We start from the raw sequence: 17,839 nt of genomic DNA on the forward strand, positions 1-17,839 counted from the left end.
GTGACGATGGGGCATTCTAAACACATCCATCGAGGGTTCGTGAACCGCCCGGCGAGAATAAATCGGGCCAAGCTGACGAGAACTGATCAGTCACTATTGGACTTATTGAAATCGCCGAACAAATGACACAAATTGGCTAGCAAACAACTACAACAAACATTTCACCCGGCTTTCAAGCGATCATACCGGCTTGTAAAACCCTTCCATGAAGCCTGTGGAAACCGGATGAAATGTATGACCAAGGGATCGCTGTTTGAAAAAGCGTTTGTTTGTCACGGGTCTTGGCGGATTCGTCGGAAAACACATCCAATCGCGCTTGCAGGCTGATGCCTCAAAATGGGCGCTTCTGCCTGTGCCTTGCCAGTACGATCTCGCCGCGCCGGACAGCCTCGAAGGCCTATGGCCTGAAATGCCCGATGCGGTAATTCACCTGGCTGGCCAGACTTTCGTCCCGGACGCCTTTCGTGATCCGGCGCGCACCCTGAACATCAATCTGCTGGGCACCCTGAACCTGCTGCAAGCCCTCAAGGCGCGCGGATTCACCGGCACGTTCCTGTACGTCAGCTCCGGCGATGTCTATGGCCAGGTCACCGAAGAGCATCTGCCCATCACTGAACTGCAACCACCCTGCCCGCGCAATCCATATGCCGTGAGCAAACTGTCGGCCGAGTTCCTGAGCCTGCAATGGGGCCTGAGTGAGGACTGGCCTGTGCTGGTCGCCCGCCCGTTCAACCACATCGGCAGCGGGCAGAAAGACAGCTTCGTCATCGCCAGCGCCGCCCGTCAGATCTGCCGGATCAAGCAAGGCCTGCAAGGGCCACAACTGGAAGTCGGGGACATCGACGTCACCCGCGATTTTCTCGATGTCGGGGACGTGGTCTCGGCCTACCTGGCCTTGCTGGAAAAAGGTACGCCGGGGCAGGTCTACAACATTTGCTCGGGGCGCGAGCAGAGCATTCGCAGTTTGATCGAACAGCTGGCAGATCTTGCCCGGGTCGACCTGCAACTGGTCCAGGACCCTGCGCGACTTCGCCGCGCGGATCAGCGTCGGGTGTGTGGCAGCCCTGCGAGGCTGGCCCAAACCACCGAATGGAAGCCTGAAATCACAACACAACAATCCCTGCGGGCGATCCTGTCCGACTGGGAGAAGCGAGTACGACAAGAATGACTAAAAGTGCATTGATCACAGGTATCACCGGCCAGGATGGCGCTTATCTGGCGAAACTGTTGCTCGACAAGGGCTACAAAGTCCACGGCCTGGTAGCGCGTCGCAGCAGCGACTCGCGCTGGCGCCTGCGCGAGATGGGAGTCGAGGCGGACATCGTCTACCTGGACGGCGATATGGCCGATGCCTGTTCAGTGCAGCGCGCGGTGATCAAGTCGGCGCCGGACGAGGTCTACAACCTTGCCGCGCAAAGCTTTGTCGCAGCCTCCTGGGATCAACCGGTGACCACCGGCATCGTCGACGGCCTGGGCGTTACCCACCTGCTCGAAGCGATCCGTCAGTTCAGCCCGCACACGCGTTTCTACCAGGCGTCCACCAGCGAAATGTTCGGCCTGATCCAGGCCGAGCAGCAGGACGAGAACACCCCCTTCTATCCGCGCAGCCCTTATGGCGTGGCCAAGTTGTACGGTCACTGGATCACGGTGAACTACCGCGAAAGTTTCAACCTGCACGCCAGCAGCGGCATCCTGTTCAACCATGAATCACCGCTGCGCGGCATCGAGTTCGTGACGCGCAAAGTCACCGACGCCGCCGCCCGCATCAAGCAGGGCAAGCAGCAGGAACTGCGCCTGGGCAACATCGACGCCAAGCGCGACTGGGGCTTTGCCGGGGACTACGTCGAGGCCATGTGGCTGATGTTGCAACAGGACAAGCCCGACGACTTCGTGGTGGCCACCGGCGTGACCACCACCGTGCGCGAGATGTGCCGGATCGCCTTCGATCACGTGGGCCTGAACTACCGCGATTACGTGAAGATCGACCCGGCGTTCTTCCGCCCGGCCGAAGTGGAAGTGCTGCTCGGCAACCCGGCCAAGGCCCAGCGTGTGCTGGGCTGGAAGCCAAAAACCGACCTGGATACCCTGATCCGCATGATGATGGATGCGGACATGAAACGCGTCGCCAAGGAGTAGGCCATGCTGATCCCCGTGATTCTCTCCGGCGGTGCCGGGACAAGGTTGTGGCCGGTGTCGCGTGAAGGCCACCCCAAACCGTTCATGGCCTTGCCTGACGGACAGTCACTGTTGGGCAAGACCTATCGGCGTGCCGCGGACCTGCTCGACGGCTGGGGCGATATCGTCACGGTGACCAACCGCGAGTACTACTTCCAGAGCAAGGATCACTTTCGGGACGCACAACTGGGCCGTCATCGCGGGCACTTCCTGCTGGAGCCGACGGGGCGCAATACGGCGCCGGCCATTGCCGCCGCCGCCCTCTCCCTCCAGGCCCTGCATGGCGACGACGCGATCATGCTGGTCATGCCCGCCGACCACCTGATCGTCAATGTCGATGCGCTCAAGGACGCGGTCGAGCATGCCGTGGCATTGGCCAGGCGCGGTCATCTGGTGACCTTCGGTGTCGTGCCGACCGCTCCGGAAACCGGTTTTGGCTACATTGAAGCCGGCACATCACTGGACGACAAAGGCGCGGCCAGCGTGCGGCGCTTCGTCGAAAAACCTGACCTGCAAACCGCAACCCATTACCTGGAAAGCGGCAACTTCCTGTGGAACTCCGGGATGTTCTGCTTCTCGGTCGCCAGCCTGCTGGCCGAACTGCAAACCCACGCGCCCGACTTGCTGGAGCAGACGCAGACCTGCATGGCCGCCAGCGCTGCGGTGGAAAACGCGGACTGCCTGCAACAGGAACTGTCGCCGGCCCTGTTTGGCGAAATCATGGACATTTCCATCGACTACGCGTTGATGGAGCGCTCCGACAAGGTGGTCGTCGTGCCGGCCCGTTTCGACTGGAGCGACATCGGATCCTGGGGGGCGGTGGCCGCGCTGGTGCCGGCGGATGCACAAAACAACCGCGCCGTCGGCGAGTCGATTTTCATCGACAGCCACGATAACTTCGTCCAGAGCGATAACCGTCTTGTCGCGACAGTGGGTGTAGACAACCTGATCATCGTCGACACCGCCGACGCGGTGCTGGTGGCCCACGCCGACCGTGCCCAGGATGTGCGCCGGGTGGCCAGGCAACTCAAGGATAAAGAGCACGAAGCCTATCGCCTGCACCGGACGGTCAGCCGGCCATGGGGCACCTACACGGTGCTCGAGGAAGGCCCGCGCTTCAAGATCAAACGCATCGTGGTCAAGCCTGGCGCCAAGTTGTCGCTGCAGATGCACCACCATCGCAATGAACATTGGGTGGTGGTCGAAGGCATGGCCAAGGTCACCAACAATGGCACCGGTACTCATCTGGTGGCCAAGAACGAATCGACCTTCATTGCCGCCGGTCACAAGCATCGCCTGGAAAATCCCGGCGTGATCGACCTTGTGATCATCGAAGTGCAAAGCGGCGAATACCTGGGAGAGGACGACATCGTTCGCTTCGAAGATCAATACGGCAGGACGGTTTGAATGCTGCGTAACCTTTACCAATCGCTGTGGAGTTACCGGGGTTTCATCCTCGGCAGTGTCAAACGGGAGTTTCAGGCGCGTTATCGCAACTCGCTGTTCGGTGCCTTGTGGACCGTGCTCAATCCGCTGTCGATGATCCTGGTCTACACGGTGATCTTCTCCACCATCATGCGCGCCCGCTTGCCGGGCGTGGATGACGGGCTGGCCTATAGCGTCTACCTGTGCGCCGGCCTGCTGACCTGGGGACTGTTCGCCGAGATCACGACGCGCAGCCAGAGCATGTTCCTGGAAAACGCCAACCTGCTGAAGAAAATCAGCTTCCCGCGCATCTGCCTGCCGGTCATCGTGCTGCTCAATGCCGGGATCAATTTCGCGATCATCCTCGGTTTGTTCCTCGGCTTCCTGCTGATCAGCGGGCGGCTGCCGGGCATGGCGTTGCTGGCGCTGGTGCCGTTGCTGATCCTGCAAGTGCTGTTCGCCGCGGGGCTGGGGATGATCCTGGGCGTGCTCAACGTGTTCTTTCGCGACGTCGGGCAGTTTTTTGGCATCTGCCTGCAATTCTGGTTCTGGCTGACGCCGATCGTTTATCCGTTGTCGATCCTGCCGCCGGGCATCCAGCACTTTATCGAGTTGAACCCGATGACGGCGCTGATGAACAGCTACCAGAACCTGTTTCTCTACAACCAATGGCCAGACTGGAGCTCGCTGCTGCCGTTGCTGGTGATCGGCCTGTTGTTCTGTGGGATGGCGCTGCGGCTGTTCCGCCAGCGTGTCGGTGAAATGGTGGACGAGCTCTGATGGGACATATACGTGTCAGTGGCCTGGGCAAGGCCTACAAGCAGTACCCGAATCGCTGGAGCCGGCTGTTCGAATGGCTGGTGCCGTTTTCCCCCACCCGGCATCACCTGCACTGGGTGCTGCAAGGGGTCGATTTCGAGATACAGCCGGGCGAAGCCGTGGGCATCGTCGGGGTCAACGGAGCCGGCAAAAGCACGCTGTTGAAGATGATCACCGGCACCACCCAGCCCACCTGCGGCGACATCCGGTTGCAAGGTCGTGTGGCGGCGCTGCTGGAGCTGGGCATGGGCTTCCACCCGGACTTCACCGGTCGGCAGAACACCTTCATGGCCGGGCAGTTGTTGGGCATGCAGGTCGAAGAAATCGAAGCGCTGATGCCGGAGATCGAGAGCTTCGCCGAAATCGGCGAGGCCATCGACCATCCGGTTCGTACCTATTCCAGCGGCATGCAGATGCGCCTGGCGTTCAGCGTGGCCACCGCACGGCGGCCGGACATCCTGATCGTCGATGAAGCGCTGTCCGTGGGTGACGCCTACTTCCAGCACAAAAGCTTCGATCGCATCCGCAACTTCCGCAAGGCCGGCACCACGTTGCTGATCGTGTCCCACGACCGCTCGGCGATCCAGTCGATCTGCGACACCGCCATCCTCCTGGAAAACGGGCGCATGGCCATGCGTGGCAAGCCCGAAGAAGTGATGGACTACTACAACGCCATGCTCGCCCAGCGCGAGGGCCAGACCGTGCGCCAGGAAATGCTCGCCAACGGGCAGGTGCAAACCATCTCCGGCACAGGTGAAGCGGGCATTCTCAGCGTCCGCCTGCTTGACCCCAAGGGCCGCTCGGTGGAGGTGGCGGAAGTCGGTCAGGCAATGGTCCTGGAGGTGCAGGTCGAGGTGCGCCAGGACATCGAGCGGCTGATTCTCGGTTTCATGATCAAGGATCGCCTCGGCCAGCCCATGTACGGCATCAATACCCACCGGGTCGACAAGGCCCTCACCGACCTGAGTGCCGGCGAACGCGTCACCTACCGTTTTGCCTTCGACATGCGCCTGGGCAAGGGCAATTATTCGGTGGCCTTGAGCCTGTCGCGGCTGGATTCGCACCTGGATCGCAACTTCGAATGGCGTGACTACGGGTTGGTCTTCCACGTGATCAACAATCGCCAGGAAGACTTCGTGGGTTGCTCCTGGCTCGAAGCGCAGACCAGCGTGACCCGTTCCAGCGAAAACCGGGTGGAATCCGTTGGGGAGACGCGATGACCAGACTGTTGGTGGAATGTACCTACGTCTTCGAACACCCGGATGCCAACTCGGGCATCCAGCGGGTCGTGCGTAATGTGATTCAGCAATTGCCGGCTGCGGACGCCCGGCGCGAATGCGTTCCGGTGGTGATGATCAACGGCGCATTGTTCGAGGTGAAAAGCCTGGCGCCCCTGCCCACCGTCAAAGTGGACCTGATGAGCGTGCGGGTGAAGCTCGAACAGTTTGCCAATCAGTTCTGGCTGCGCCACCGCGCGCTGGAACGACGTCGCCCTTTCAGCCAATCGAAGTTCGCCCGCCGGGTGCTTTACGTCGGTTGCCGTCTGACCGCGTTCGCCTGCCTGAGCCTGCCGATGCGCCTGCTCGACCGGGCACTCAAGGGCCAGCAGGTTCCCGAGCGCTGCGTGCCGTTGCAGCATCGCGCAGGCGATCAGTTGGTGCTGCTGGATTCGTCCTGGCACGCCAACTTTTTCCCCCTGGCCGAGCAACTCAAGCGTGACGGGGTGGGTATCGTTTCGGTGATCTACGACCTGATTCCCCTGACCCACCCGCAGTTTTGCGACGCAGGATTGGTGAAGGTCTTCAACGAATGGTTCGACTGGATCGCCCGCACCGCCGATGGCTACGTGGCGATCTCGACCACCATCCGCGACCAGGTTCGCCAGGAGATGACCCGCAGGATCGGCCCCGCGCAGGTTCAGCAACGCTGGTTCGACTACTTCCACCTCGGCTCCGAACTCGACCTGACCGATGCCCGTTCCGCCATCGACCCGGGGCTGCTGCAGATGTTCAAGACGCCGGACCCTGTGTTCCTCATGGTCAGCACCATCGAGCCGCGCAAGAACCATGCGTATCTGCTGGACGCGTTCGAGCGCACCTGGGCGGCCGGGTCAAAAGCCCGGTTGTGCATCGTCGGCAAGATTGGCTGGAAGTGCGAGGCGCTGATCGAGCGTATCCGCCGGCATCCGCAATTGAACCAGCGCTTGTTCATGTTCAACACCCTCTCGGACAAGAGCCTGGAACACGCCTATTCCCACGCGACATCGCTGGTGTTCCCCTCCTACGTCGAAGGGTTCGGTCTGCCGCTGGTGGAAGCCATGCAGCGAGGTTTGCCGGCCATGGCCAGCGACATCCCGGTGTTCCGCGAAATCGGCGGCGAGTACATGGCGTATTTCGACCTCGCCGACCCGCAGAACCTGGCCGATCTGGTCATCGACATGGAAAGCGGCGGCGCCTTTCCCGCCCCCCTCAACCTGGATAACTGGCGTTGGCTGAGCTGGCGCGAGGCGAGCGCGCAACTGGTCGAACGCATCCAGCGCAACCTGCACAGCGATGCGAAGGTGCCTGAGAGTCAGCATGCGAATTGCCCTTAACGCCCGTATCCTCCAGGCGCCGCGTACGGGCATCGGCCAGTACGTCGCCGAACTGGCGACGGCCCTGGCCCGCGAACCGGACGTCGAGTTGTCGTTGTTCCATGGCTGGGGCTGGAGTTCAACCCTGCCTGACACGGCGATGCCCGGATACTCGCGTCTGACGCCGCTGCTGCGACAGATCCCGGGGGCCTATCAGGCACGGCGCTGGCTGGAGCAAAAGCGTTTCGACCAGCGCCCCGCCCAGGCCATCGATCTGTATCACGAGCCGAGCTTGTGGCCGCTGTCGTTCGACGGCCCGACCATCATCACGCTGCATGACCTCACGCACTTGCACTACCCCGACACCCAACCCCCGGCACGCCTGCGCGAAATCGAGCGGCGACTGGCCGACGGCGTACAGCGGGCGCGGCTGATTCTGACCGACTCTCAGCACATCGCCGATGAAGCTCAGGCCTGGTTCGCACTGCCGGCCGAGCGCTTCGTGGTGGCGCCGCTGGGTGTGGCCGCGCGCTTTCACCCCCGTGAACCCGAGGCCATCGATCAGGTTCTCAAGGCCCACGGCGTCGAGGCCCGGGAGTATTTCCTCTGCGTCGGCACCCTGGAGCCGCGCAAGAACCTGACCCTGGCCCTGCGCGCCCATGCCCGGCTACCGGAAACCGTGCGCCAGCGTTTTCCGCTGCTGATCGCCGGCATGGCCGGCTGGCAGCGCCAGCAGTTCAACGACGAATTGCGCTCGGCCCTCGCGTCAGGTCATGTGTGCCTGCTGGGGTACCTGCCCGACGAGGATCTGGCGCAGTTGCTGGCCGGCGCCCGGGCGCTGGTCTTCCCTTCGTTGTACGAAGGGTTCGGCCTGCCGGTGCTGGAGGCCATGGCCAGTGGCACCCCGGTAATCCTGACGGGTGAGTCGGCGATGCCGGAGGTGGCTGGCGACGCCGGCAACTACATTGAGACGCACGACCCCGACACCTTGCGCGATGCCCTGCAGCGGTTGATCGACGACCCAGCGCATTGGCAGGCCTGTCGCGAGGCGGGCTTGCAGCGAGCGAAGCTTTTTTCCTGGGAACGTTGCGCGACGGTGACAGCCCGCGCCTACCGCCAGGTTATGGAGAACTGATATGCGCGTTCTGCACTTTTATAAAACCTACTTGCCCGACTCCATGGGTGGCATCGAACAAGTCATTTTCCAGATGAGCGAAAGCGGTGCGCGCCATGGTGTCGACAGCAGCGTGCTGACCCTGAGCAATAATCCGGTACCGGGCGTGTTGCAGATCCGCGAGCACCAGGTGCATCAGGCCAGGATGGATTTTCAACTCGCCTCCACCGGTTTTTCCTACAGCGTGTTCAAGCAGTTTCGTGAGCTCGCGGCTGAAGCCGACGTGGTCAACTACCACTTCCCCTGGCCCTTCATGGACCTGGTGCATTTTGCCAGCACCACCAAAAAACCCAGCGTGGTGAGTTACCACTCCGACATCATTCGCCAACGTCACCTGCTCAAACTGTACCGGCCGTTGATGCGTCGGTTCCTGGACAGCGCGGATCGAATCGCCGTGGCGTCCCCCAACTACTTTCACACCAGCGATGTGCTCAAGGACTACCGGGACAAGACTCGAGTCATCACCTATGGCCTGGACAAGTCGGGTTATCCGAAGCACGACGCGGCACGGACCGAGCGCTGGCGCCAGAAGCTGGGGGACAAGTTCTTTCTGTTCGTCGGTGTCATGCGCTACTACAAGGGGCTGCACATCCTGCTCGAAGCGATGCAGGGGCTGAACTATCCCGTGGTGATCGTGGGTGCCGGCCCGCTGGAAGCGCAGCTGCATGCCCAGGCCAGGGCCCTGGGTCTGCAGAACCTGCACTTCCTCGGTTTCCTGGGCGACGAAGACAAGGTCGCCTTGCTCGAGTTGAGTTATGCGGTGGTGTTCCCGTCGCACCTGCGCTCCGAAGCCTTTGGCATTTCGCTGCTGGAAGGCGCGATGTATGGCAAACCGATGATCTCCAGTGAAATTGGCACCGGCACCAGTTACATCAACATCCATAACGAGACCGGACTGGTGGTGCCGCCGAGCAATCCATCGGCATTTCGTGAGGCAATGCGCACGCTTTGGGAAAACCCGGTGCTGGCGGCGCAAATGGGCGAGAAAGCTCAGGCCCGTTATCAACATCTGTTCACGGCGGACGAAATGGGTCGCAAATGGGCGGCCTTGTATGAGGAACTGCTGGAAGAAAAAGCCCTCGCCTACGCATGACGCCGATCCTGCGATGTAGAATTTCCATGGTTTGCGCACGACGTGTGCAGGCCGTCGACTTTCTCTATCAACCTTTTCCTGACTGTTGAACGCCTATGCAACGTCTGCTCAATGACCGCCTGGACTGGAACCTGCTGCGCACCTTTCGGGTGATTGGCCAGGAGCAGAGCATCAGCCGCGCCGCCGCCCGCCTGCACCTGACACAACCGGCAGTGAGCCAGGCACTCAAGCGCCTGGAAGAACAACTGGGCCGCCAACTGATTGCCCGTCGCGGGCCACGTTTTGCCCTGACCGAAGTCGGCGAGCAGATCTTCGCTCTGGCCGGGGAAATCTACGGGCAAATGTCCCAGGTCAGCAGCGTGCTGGAACAACCGGCCGACGAAGTGATCGGCAAAGTGCGGTTGCTGATCATCAGCCGGATCTTCTCCGAGCGCTTTGATGACTTCCTCGCCGATTTCCATCGCCAGTACCCGCGAGTGGACCTGGAAGTCGATGTGATGCGCAGTTCCGATATCGTCAGCGCCCTCCAGGAAAAAACCGCGACCCTAGGCCTGAGCCTCAATCGGCGCCCGCAGCCACGCCTGGAGCAGCGCTTGTTCCTGCGTCAGCGCTATGCGTTTTTCTGCGGCAAACACCATGGAATGTTCGGCCAACAGGCCGTCGCCGAAGGGGATTTGCAGCGGGAGAATTTCGTCAGTTTCACCAGCGACCAGATCGGCGGCATGCTCTCGCCGCTGACGATATTCCGCGATCAGCAGGGTTTCAGCGGCCGCATCGTCGCGTCCTCACCGAGCCTGGAGGAAGTCCGGCGACTTGTGATCGCCGGCTTCGGTATCGGCTGTCTGCCCGAACACGTGGTGGCGGCGGACGTCGACGCCGGACTGCTCTGGCGCCTGCCCCCCCACGAAGGGATTGCCGATGTGGACATTCATTTGCTGTGGAATCGCGAACAGCGCATGAGCCGGGCCGAGACGATCTTTCTCGAAAGCCTGCAACAACGGCTGACGGATTAGACGCAACGGGCGAGTTCGCAGGGCATTTTTATTAGGTGGATAGCGGTGGGTTCAATAACCCAGTAATCGGTCGGCACAGTTCAATAACGGTTCGCCGCTATTCAATCGACGGAAGTTTTCCGCCACTTGTTCGGCAATACAATCATGGGAAGCCGCCGAGGCCATGTGCGGGGTGATGGTGACACCGGGCATCGTCCAGAGCCGGTTATCGACCGGCAGAGGTTCCTGCTCGAAGACATCCAGCAAGGCGCCGCGCAAGTGTCCGCTCGCCAAGGCCTGCTCGAGGTCGTCGATGTTCAAATGACCGCCCCGGCCACAGTTGACCAGTGCAGCGCCGTTGGCGAGTTGTTCGAAAGTGGCTCGCCCGAGAATCCCGCGGGTTTCGCTGGTGAGTGGCAACAGGTTGATCAGCAACTCGACGCCGTCGAGAAACGGATGCAAGGCATCAACCCCGGCGAACGTGCGCACACCCGGCAAGTCCTTGCTGCGCCGTGCCCAGCCGCGCACGTCGTAACCGGCTGCGACCAGGTCCAGAGCAATCGCGCTGCCCAGCGATCCGAGCCCCATCACACCGACCTTGAACTGCCCCGCCGCCCGTTGCAGCGGCCGCTCCCAGCGTTGCTCCCGCTGTTGCGACAACACCTGGTCGAAACCGCGGTGATAGTGGATCACCGCCCAGCGCACGTACTCGGTCATGCCCTGGCGATGGCCCGGGTCGACCACACGGCAAACCGGCAGGTCCGGGCATGAAGGATCGTGATCGAGGTGATCGATACCGGCTGCCACCGAGTGGATCACCTGCAGGTTCGGCAATGCGCCGAGACTGCCGGGCAAGGGAAACCAGCACGCCGCCATCTGCGCATTGGCGGCCCGGGAATCATCGGCCTGCACGGCGGTGAGCTGCGGCGCACTGCGGGCAAACGCCGCCTGCAATTGCTTGAGCAGCAGGGTATCGCGGGACAACAGGACCACGGTATTGATGACGGCGTTCATGACAAATAAGACTCGCGCTGGGATTCGATCAACGTCAGAGCGGCCTCCCAGGCCAGGTCGATGATGTTGTCCTGCTCATCACGGTCAAACTGTTCGGCGGTGTGCGCACAGACTTCCGGTGACGGGTAATGCAGTGCCGAACCACCGGCCAGTGCCTGCACCTGGGCCTGACAGGCGCGCTCCAGGAAGTGGATTTCCTGGAAAGCCTGGGCCACGCCCGAGCCACCTACCAGCAAACCATGGTTGCGCAGGATCATCGCCCTGTGCGGACCGAGGTCGGCGATCAAGCGCTCGCGCTCATCCAGCGACAGCGCGATGCCTTCATAGGTGTGATAGGCCAATTTGCCGTAGAACTTCAGCGCATGCTGACTGATCGGCAGCAAGCCCTGCTTCTGCGCCGCAACCGCCATGCCGGCTGCCGTGTGGGTGTGGATTACACAGTTCAGGTCCGGGCGCGCCATATGGATCGCCGAGTGAATCACGAAGCCGGCGGCGTTGACCCGATGGCCTGCGTATTCCGGATCGACCACCCGCCCTTCCTGATCGATGCGCACCAGGTCCGAGGCGCGCATGCGGTCAAAGATCACCCCGTAGCGGTTGATCAGGAATTGGTGTTCAGGCCCCGGTATCCGCAGGGTGATGTGGGTGTCGATCAGGTCGGTCATGCGAAAGTGCGCGACCAGTCGATACAGCGCCGCCAGCTCGCAACGGGCTTGCCATTCAACCGGGTCGATGTGTGCAGGTTTACTCACGAATACACCTCTTTGGCAGAGTGGGTGACGACCGGGTTGGCGCGCAGGCGGGCCAGGCCGCAAACACCGATCAGGGACAGGGCCGAGAGAATCACCACCGCCAACGCGATGCCGAGCGTCATCAACAGAATGTTCTGCGTGCCGACCAGCAGGAACATCGGGTACGGCGTGAGCATGCACAGCAGCGCGACCCATTTGAGAAAACGCCCTTCGCCGAGCCGATGGTCACCCCAGCGGCGGCGAACAGGATCTGTCGCCAGCAGGTGCGGATCACCTCCATCACCGGATATTTGGCCGTCTCGTTGTTGTCCTGGACCTTGGCGAATTCCGGCGACTCGTGAACCCCGGAACGGATCAACAGGCCGACCATGGGCCGCGCAATAAAGCCGACAGCGAAACTGCCGAACGCCGCGAGGGTACTCATGACCGGGTCGCTGCTGGGAAAGAACACTTGCCCGAGGACCAGCGCCGCCGCGGTGGCGTAGATGTAGAAGTCGTAGAACTCGATGGTCGTGCCAATGAAGGCAGCGGCCGCGGCTCGGCGCGGTTGGGGAGTAGTGTGCATGCAAGGACCCTGTGTATTTATAGTTTTGGGGCAGGTGTTAAGGCTGATGACGGTTGCACTCTATGGCGCTTGTGGGCTTTATCGCTTCCATGCCAGGATTAGTCAATTTTCAAATTCTTATCTTTACTATTAGCAATGCTACTGCATGAGGTTTTATGCCTTCCACTTCCAACCCGTGGGTCGGCCGGCGCTTTCTCAATGACCGCCTCGACTGGAACCTGCTGCGCACCTATCTGGTCATCGGCCAGGAAGGCAGCATGAGCCGCGCCGCCGCGCGACTGCACATCACCCAGTCGGCGGTCAGCCAGGCGCTGAAACGACTGGAAGAACAACTGGAATGCGTGTTGATTGCCCGCAGCGGACGACGCTTTGACCTGACGGAAACCGGGGAAGAAGTCCTGCGCATAGCGGCGGATATCTACGGGGATATTTCACGCCTGGGGACGGTGGTGGAGAGCCGTCACGACGACGTGGTGGGCAAGATCCGCATCCTCACCGTCAGCGGCGTGCAGGCGCGGCATTACGATGATTTCCTCGCGGACTTCCATGAAACCCACCCGAAAATCGAGCTGGAAGTCGAGGTGATGGGCAGTTCGAACATCATCAGTTCGCTGCTGCAAAAGACCGCAACCATCGGCGTCGGTCTGTGCCGCTTGCCACAGCCGCGGCTGGAGCAACGGGTACTGTTTCGAGAGACCTATGCTTACTTTTGTGGCCAGCGTCACCGGCTGTTCGGACAAGAGAACCTGAGCCTGGAACAACTGGCGGCGGAAAACTTCGTCAGCTTCACCAGCGATCAATTGGGCGGCAATCTTTCCCCCCTGACGATGTTCCGCGACCAGCAAGGTTTCACCGGCAAGATCGTCGCCTCTTCCACCAGCTTCGAAGAAATTTACCGCTTGATCTGCGCAGGTTACGGCATCGGCGCCTTGCCCACCCATCTGGTGCGCCGGGACGTCGAGCAAGGTCTGCTCTGGCGCTTGCCGCCGGAAGACGGGGTGGTGGATTTCGATATCCAGCTGTTGTGGAATCGCGAACAGAAGATGAGCCAGGCCGAAACGGTGTTCCTCGAGAGCTTCCAGCACATGCTCAGCATCCGTGAGCCTGTGCTGTGAAGCCACGATGATTCAGACGTGAGGATCGCCCGGTGCCTTGCTCGGCGCTGCGTACTGCGGCTTGAGGTGGCCGTCCTGATCGAGTAGCCAGGCGTCCATGATCTGCCGCACGACCGGACCGGCAACGCGGCCGCCCGCCTCGCCGTTTTCGATCATCACCGAAATCAAGATCTTCGGGTGCTCGGCCGGGGCGAAACCGACGAACAAGGCATTGTCGCGGTTACGCTCGCGGGTTTTCTCCCGGTTGTAACGTTCGCCCTGCTTGATCGCCACCACTTGCGCTGTACCACTCTTGCCGGCGATACGGTACTGCGCGCCCGCGGCTGCGGCCCGGGCAATCCCGCGGGCATCGTGCATCACCATCTGCATGCCGTGGTTGACCTGCTCCCAGTCGCGAGGATCCTTGAGCAGGATGTTCGGCATCGGATGCTCATCCACCGGCGCAACGCCGTCCACGGTTTTGGCCAGGTGCGGGCGATTCCATATGCCTTTGTTGGCAATCAGCGCTGTAGCCTGGGCCAATTGCAGCGGCGTGACCTGCATGTAGCCCTGACCGATGCCGAGAATCACCGTCTCACCCGGGAACCAGGCCTGACGACGTGTGGCGCGTTTCCAGGCTTGGGATGGCATCAGGCCTGGGGATTCTTCATTCATGTCCAGGGAGACTTTCTCACCCAGTCCGAACATGGCCATGTAGTCATGCAGGCGATCGATACCGAGCTTGTGTGCCAGATCATAGAAGTAGGTGTCGTTGGACCGCATGATCGCCGCATCCATATCCACCCAGCCGTCGCCGCTGTGGTTCCAGTTGCGGTACTTGTGATCGAAATCCGGCAGCTGGTAATAACCGGGGTCGAACACACGGGTCTGTGGCGTGACGACACCGGCATCGAGGCCGGCGATTGCCACTTCCGGCTTGATGGTCGACCCCGGCGCATAGAGACCGCGCAGCACACGGTTGAACAGCGGTCGGTCGATGGAGTCCCGTAGCGTGGAGTATTCCTTGGAGCTGATGCCGGTGACGAACAGATTCGGGTCAAAACTCGGGTTGCTGACCATGGCCAGCACTTCACCGGTCGACGGATCCAGCGCGACCACCGAACCACGGCGATCCCCCAGGGCGTGTTCGGCGGTTTCCTGAAGCTTGACGTCGAGGCTCAGGACAATGTTTTCGCCTGGCACCGGGTCAGTGTGCTTGAGCACTCGCAGCACGCGGCCCTGGGCATTGGTTTCGACTTCCTCGTAACCGACATGGCCGTGCAGCTGCGACTCGTAGAATTTTTCGATCCCGGTCTTGCCGATGGATTGGGTGCCTCGGTACTCGACGGTATCCAGAGCCTTTGATTCTTTATCGTTGATACGTCCGACGTAGCCGACCGAATGAGCGAAGTGCTCGCCCAATGGATAGTGCCGAACGAACTGCGGCTCGACATCAAGGCCCGGCAGGCGGAACTCGTTGACGGCGAGTACGGCAATTTGTTCTTCGCTCAACTCATAGAACAACGTCACGGGTACGAAGGGGTGTCGTGCCTGCTTCATCGCCTTGTCGAACTGCGTGCGATCTTCAGCGGGCAAGTGCAGGAGATTGACCACCTCGTCCAGCTCTTTGTTTACATCGCAAGCACGTTCGCGGGTGATGGTCAGGTTGTAGCTGGGACGGTTGTCTGCGAGGAGTACGCCGTTGCGGTCGTAGATCAACCCGCGGGTCGGTGTAATCGGCAGGACGTGGACGCGGTTGTTTTCGGAGATGGTCGAGTGATAGTCGAACTCGACTACTTGCAGGACGTACATGCGCACTACCAGCGCACAGGTGACAGCGGCAACGAACAAGCCGCAGGCCATCAGCCTTTTATTGACCAGGCGTGTCTCTTTCTCGTGGTCCTTGATCGGTATCGGTTCAGGCACTTGTGCAGCAACTCTTTGAAAAGAATGCCGATCCGTGGGCGCAAACTCAGTCCATTAAAAATGAGCTGCACCTTAGCAAAACCGTGGAGTCATGTTCGTGTGATTTTTTTTACAATTGACCTTGAGCGGGGGAGCCAGCTAGCCCCTGCTTTTCTGCGGACAAAAACAAAACCCCTACCTGCATACGCAGATAGGGGTTTCGGAATTTAATCTTGACGATGACCTACTCTCACATGGGGAAACCCCACACTACCATCGGCGATGCATCGTTTCACTGCTGAGTTCGGGATGGGATCAGGTGGTTCCAACGCTCTATGGTCGTCAAGAAATTCGGGTACTGAGTCGTGACCGGCTGGCCTCGCTTCAGCAAATTGGGTATGTAATAGATTTGTGTGTTTTTCGAACTTTCGGTTCATTGCGTCTTCACACACCGCAATCTGGCCTTTCGACGCAAATTGCTTGGGTGTTATATGGTCAAGCCTCACGGGCAATTAGTATTGGTTAGCTCAACGCCTCACAGCGCTTACACACCCAACCTATCAACGTCGTAGTCTTCGACGGCCCTTCAGGGGACTCAAGGTCCCAGTGAGATCTCATCTTGAGGCAAGTTTCCCGCTTAGATGCTTTCAGCGGTTATCTTTTCCGAACATAGCTACCCGGCAATGCCACTGGCGTGACAACCGGAACACCAGAGGTTCGTCCACTCCGGTCCTCTCGTACTAGGAGCAGCCCCTCTCAAATCTCAAACGTCCACGGCAGATAGGGACCGAACTGTCTCACGACGTTCTAAACCCAGCTCGCGTACCACTTTAAATGGCGAACAGCCATACCCTTGGGACCGGCTTCAGCCCCAGGATGTGATGAGCCGACATCGAGGTGCCAAACACCGCCGTCGATATGAACTCTTGGGCGGTATCAGCCTGTTATCCCCGGAGTACCTTTTATCCGTTGAGCGATGGCCCTTCCATACAGAACCACCGGATCACTAAGACCTACTTTCGTACCTGCTCGACGTGTCTGTCTCGCAGTCAAGCGCGCTTTTGCCTTTATACTCTACGACCGATTTCCGACCGGTCTGAGCGCACCTTCGTACTCCTCCGTTACTCTTTAGGAGGAGACCGCCCCAGTCAAACTACCCACCATACACTGTCCTCGATCCGGATAACGGACCTGAGTTAGAACCTCAAAGTTGCCAGGGTGGTATTTCAAGGTTGGCTCCACGCGAACTGGCGTCCACGCTTCAAAGCCTCCCACCTATCCTACACAAGCAAATTCAAAGTCCAGTGCAAAGCTATAGTAAAGGTTCACGGGGTCTTTCCGTCTAGCCGCGGATACACTGCATCTTCACAGCGATTTCAATTTCACTGAGTCTCGGGTGGAGACAGCGCCGCCATCGTTACGCCATTCGTGCAGGTCGGAACTTACCCGACAAGGAATTTCGCTACCTTAGGACCGTTATAGTTACGGCCGCCGTTTACCGGGGCTTCGATCAAGAGCTTCGCGTTAGCTAACCCCATCAATTAACCTTCCGGCACCGGGCAGGCGTCACACCCTATACGTCCACTTTCGTGTTTGCAGAGTGCTGTGTTTTTAATAAACAGTCGCAGCGGCCTGGTATCTTCGACCGGCGTGGGCTTACGGAGCAAGTCCTTCACCCTCACCGGCGCACCTTCTCCCGAAGTTACGGTGCCATTTTGCCTAGTTCCTTCACCCGAGTTCTCTCAAGCGCCTTGGTATTCTCTACCCAACCACCTGTGTCGGTTTGGGGTACGGTTCCTGGTTACCTGAAGCTTAGAAGCTTTTCTTGGAAGCATGGCATCAACCACTTCGTGTTCCAAAGGAACACTCGTCATCAGCTCTCGGCCTTAAGATCCCGGATTTACCTAAGATCTCAGCCTACCACCTTAAACTTGGACAACCAACGCCAAGCTGGCCTAGCCTTCTCCGTCCCTCCATCGCAATAACCAGAAGTACAGGAATATTAACCTGTTTTCCATCGACTACGCTTTTCAGCCTCGCCTTAGGGACCGACTAACCCTGCGTCGATTAACGTTGCGCAGGAAACCTTGGTCTTTCGGCGTGGGTGTTTTTCACACCCATTGTCGTTACTCATGTCAGCATTCGCACTTCTGATACCTCCAGCAAGCTTCTCAACTCACCTTCACAGGCTTACAGAACGCTCCTCTACCGCATCATCCGAAGATGATACCCGTAGCTTCGGTGTATGGTTTGAGCCCC

Annotated in this window: 13 protein-coding genes, 2 rRNA genes and 1 pseudogene (1 of these 16 running past the window's edge); 10 read left to right on the plus strand and 6 right to left on the minus strand. The window is 60.1% G+C overall.

Going from position 1 to position 17,839, the window contains the following annotated elements:
* Positions 1-253 precede the first annotated feature (253 nt).
* The 9 genes from AC3IX1_RS19880 to AC3IX1_RS19920 all read left to right on the plus strand — a co-directional run bounded on the left by AC3IX1_RS19880 (position 254) and on the right by AC3IX1_RS19920 (position 10,271).
* Positions 254-1,168, plus strand: coding sequence for a GDP-mannose 4,6-dehydratase (locus tag AC3IX1_RS19880; RefSeq protein WP_489385505.1), 915 nt, complete (start codon positions 254-256; stop codon positions 1,166-1,168).
* Positions 1,165-2,136 (plus strand): GDP-mannose 4,6-dehydratase, encoded by a 972-nt coding sequence (gmd, locus tag AC3IX1_RS19885; protein ID WP_007988274.1) that lies wholly within the window; start codon positions 1,165-1,167, stop codon positions 2,134-2,136. The genes AC3IX1_RS19880 and gmd overlap by 4 nt, the downstream gene beginning before the upstream one ends.
* 3 nt (positions 2,137-2,139) lie before the next feature.
* Complete coding sequence (locus AC3IX1_RS19890) at positions 2,140-3,582, plus strand: mannose-1-phosphate guanylyltransferase/mannose-6-phosphate isomerase (protein ID WP_489385506.1); 1,443 nt, start codon at positions 2,140-2,142, stop codon at positions 3,580-3,582.
* Positions 3,583-4,380, plus strand: coding sequence for an ABC transporter permease (locus tag AC3IX1_RS19895; RefSeq protein WP_489385507.1), 798 nt, complete (start codon positions 3,583-3,585; stop codon positions 4,378-4,380). It begins immediately after the preceding gene.
* Positions 4,380-5,639, plus strand: a complete 1,260-nt coding sequence (locus AC3IX1_RS19900; RefSeq protein WP_489385508.1) for an ABC transporter ATP-binding protein — start codon at positions 4,380-4,382, stop codon at positions 5,637-5,639. Before AC3IX1_RS19895 ends, AC3IX1_RS19900 begins: the two co-directional genes overlap by 1 nt.
* Complete coding sequence (locus AC3IX1_RS19905; RefSeq protein WP_489385509.1) at positions 5,636-7,012, plus strand: glycosyltransferase family 4 protein; 1,377 nt, start codon at positions 5,636-5,638, stop codon at positions 7,010-7,012. Before AC3IX1_RS19900 ends, AC3IX1_RS19905 begins: the two co-directional genes overlap by 4 nt.
* The gene (locus AC3IX1_RS19910; protein ID WP_489385510.1) at positions 6,996-8,126 is read left to right on the plus strand and encodes a glycosyltransferase family 4 protein; all 1,131 of its coding nucleotides are present in this window, start codon (positions 6,996-6,998) and stop codon (positions 8,124-8,126) included. The genes AC3IX1_RS19905 and AC3IX1_RS19910 overlap by 17 nt, the downstream gene beginning before the upstream one ends.
* 1 nt (position 8,127) lies before the next feature.
* Complete coding sequence (locus AC3IX1_RS19915) at positions 8,128-9,258, plus strand: glycosyltransferase family 4 protein (protein ID WP_489385511.1); 1,131 nt, start codon at positions 8,128-8,130, stop codon at positions 9,256-9,258.
* A 95-nt stretch (positions 9,259-9,353) separates the two neighbouring features.
* The gene (locus tag AC3IX1_RS19920; RefSeq protein ID WP_489385512.1) at positions 9,354-10,271 is read left to right on the plus strand and encodes a LysR family transcriptional regulator; all 918 of its coding nucleotides are present in this window, start codon (positions 9,354-9,356) and stop codon (positions 10,269-10,271) included.
* A 51-nt stretch (positions 10,272-10,322) separates the two neighbouring features.
* On the opposite strand, the gene AC3IX1_RS19925 is transcribed toward AC3IX1_RS19920, so the two are convergent.
* The 3 genes and pseudogenes from AC3IX1_RS19925 to AC3IX1_RS19935 all read right to left on the minus strand — a co-directional run.
* Entirely contained in the window at positions 10,323-11,264 is a 942-nt protein-coding gene (locus AC3IX1_RS19925; protein ID WP_489385513.1) for a 2-hydroxyacid dehydrogenase, read from the minus strand.
* Positions 11,261-12,016 carry a class II aldolase/adducin family protein gene (locus AC3IX1_RS19930; RefSeq protein ID WP_489385514.1) on the minus strand — a complete coding sequence of 252 codons (756 nt, stop codon included), beginning with the start codon at positions 12,014-12,016 and terminating at the stop codon, positions 11,261-11,263. The genes AC3IX1_RS19925 and AC3IX1_RS19930 overlap by 4 nt, the downstream gene beginning before the upstream one ends.
* A gap of 77 nt (positions 12,017-12,093) precedes the next feature.
* Positions 12,094-12,581, minus strand: a pseudogene (locus tag AC3IX1_RS19935) (MFS transporter); the annotation flags it as partial.
* Between the two features lie 155 nt (positions 12,582-12,736).
* Here AC3IX1_RS19935 and AC3IX1_RS19940 point away from each other — a divergent pair.
* Positions 12,737-13,696 carry a LysR family transcriptional regulator gene (locus tag AC3IX1_RS19940; protein ID WP_489385515.1) on the plus strand — a complete coding sequence of 320 codons (960 nt, stop codon included), beginning with the start codon at positions 12,737-12,739 and terminating at the stop codon, positions 13,694-13,696.
* A gap of 12 nt (positions 13,697-13,708) precedes the next feature.
* Here the strand turns inward: AC3IX1_RS19940 and mrdA are convergent, their stop codons facing one another.
* From mrdA to AC3IX1_RS19955, 3 genes are all read right to left on the minus strand, one after another.
* A complete protein-coding gene (mrdA, locus tag AC3IX1_RS19945) occupies positions 13,709-15,601 on the minus strand; it encodes a penicillin-binding protein 2 (protein ID WP_489385516.1) in 1,893 nt (630 codons plus the stop codon).
* A gap of 210 nt (positions 15,602-15,811) precedes the next feature.
* Positions 15,812-15,927: ribosomal RNA gene (gene rrf / locus AC3IX1_RS19950) — 5S ribosomal RNA — on the minus strand.
* Positions 15,928-16,071: 144 nt separating this feature from the next.
* A 23S ribosomal RNA gene (locus AC3IX1_RS19955) occupies positions 16,072-17,839 on the minus strand (it continues 1,126 nt past the right edge of the window).

Source organism: Pseudomonas sp. KH_046_2, from assembly GCF_057838985.1.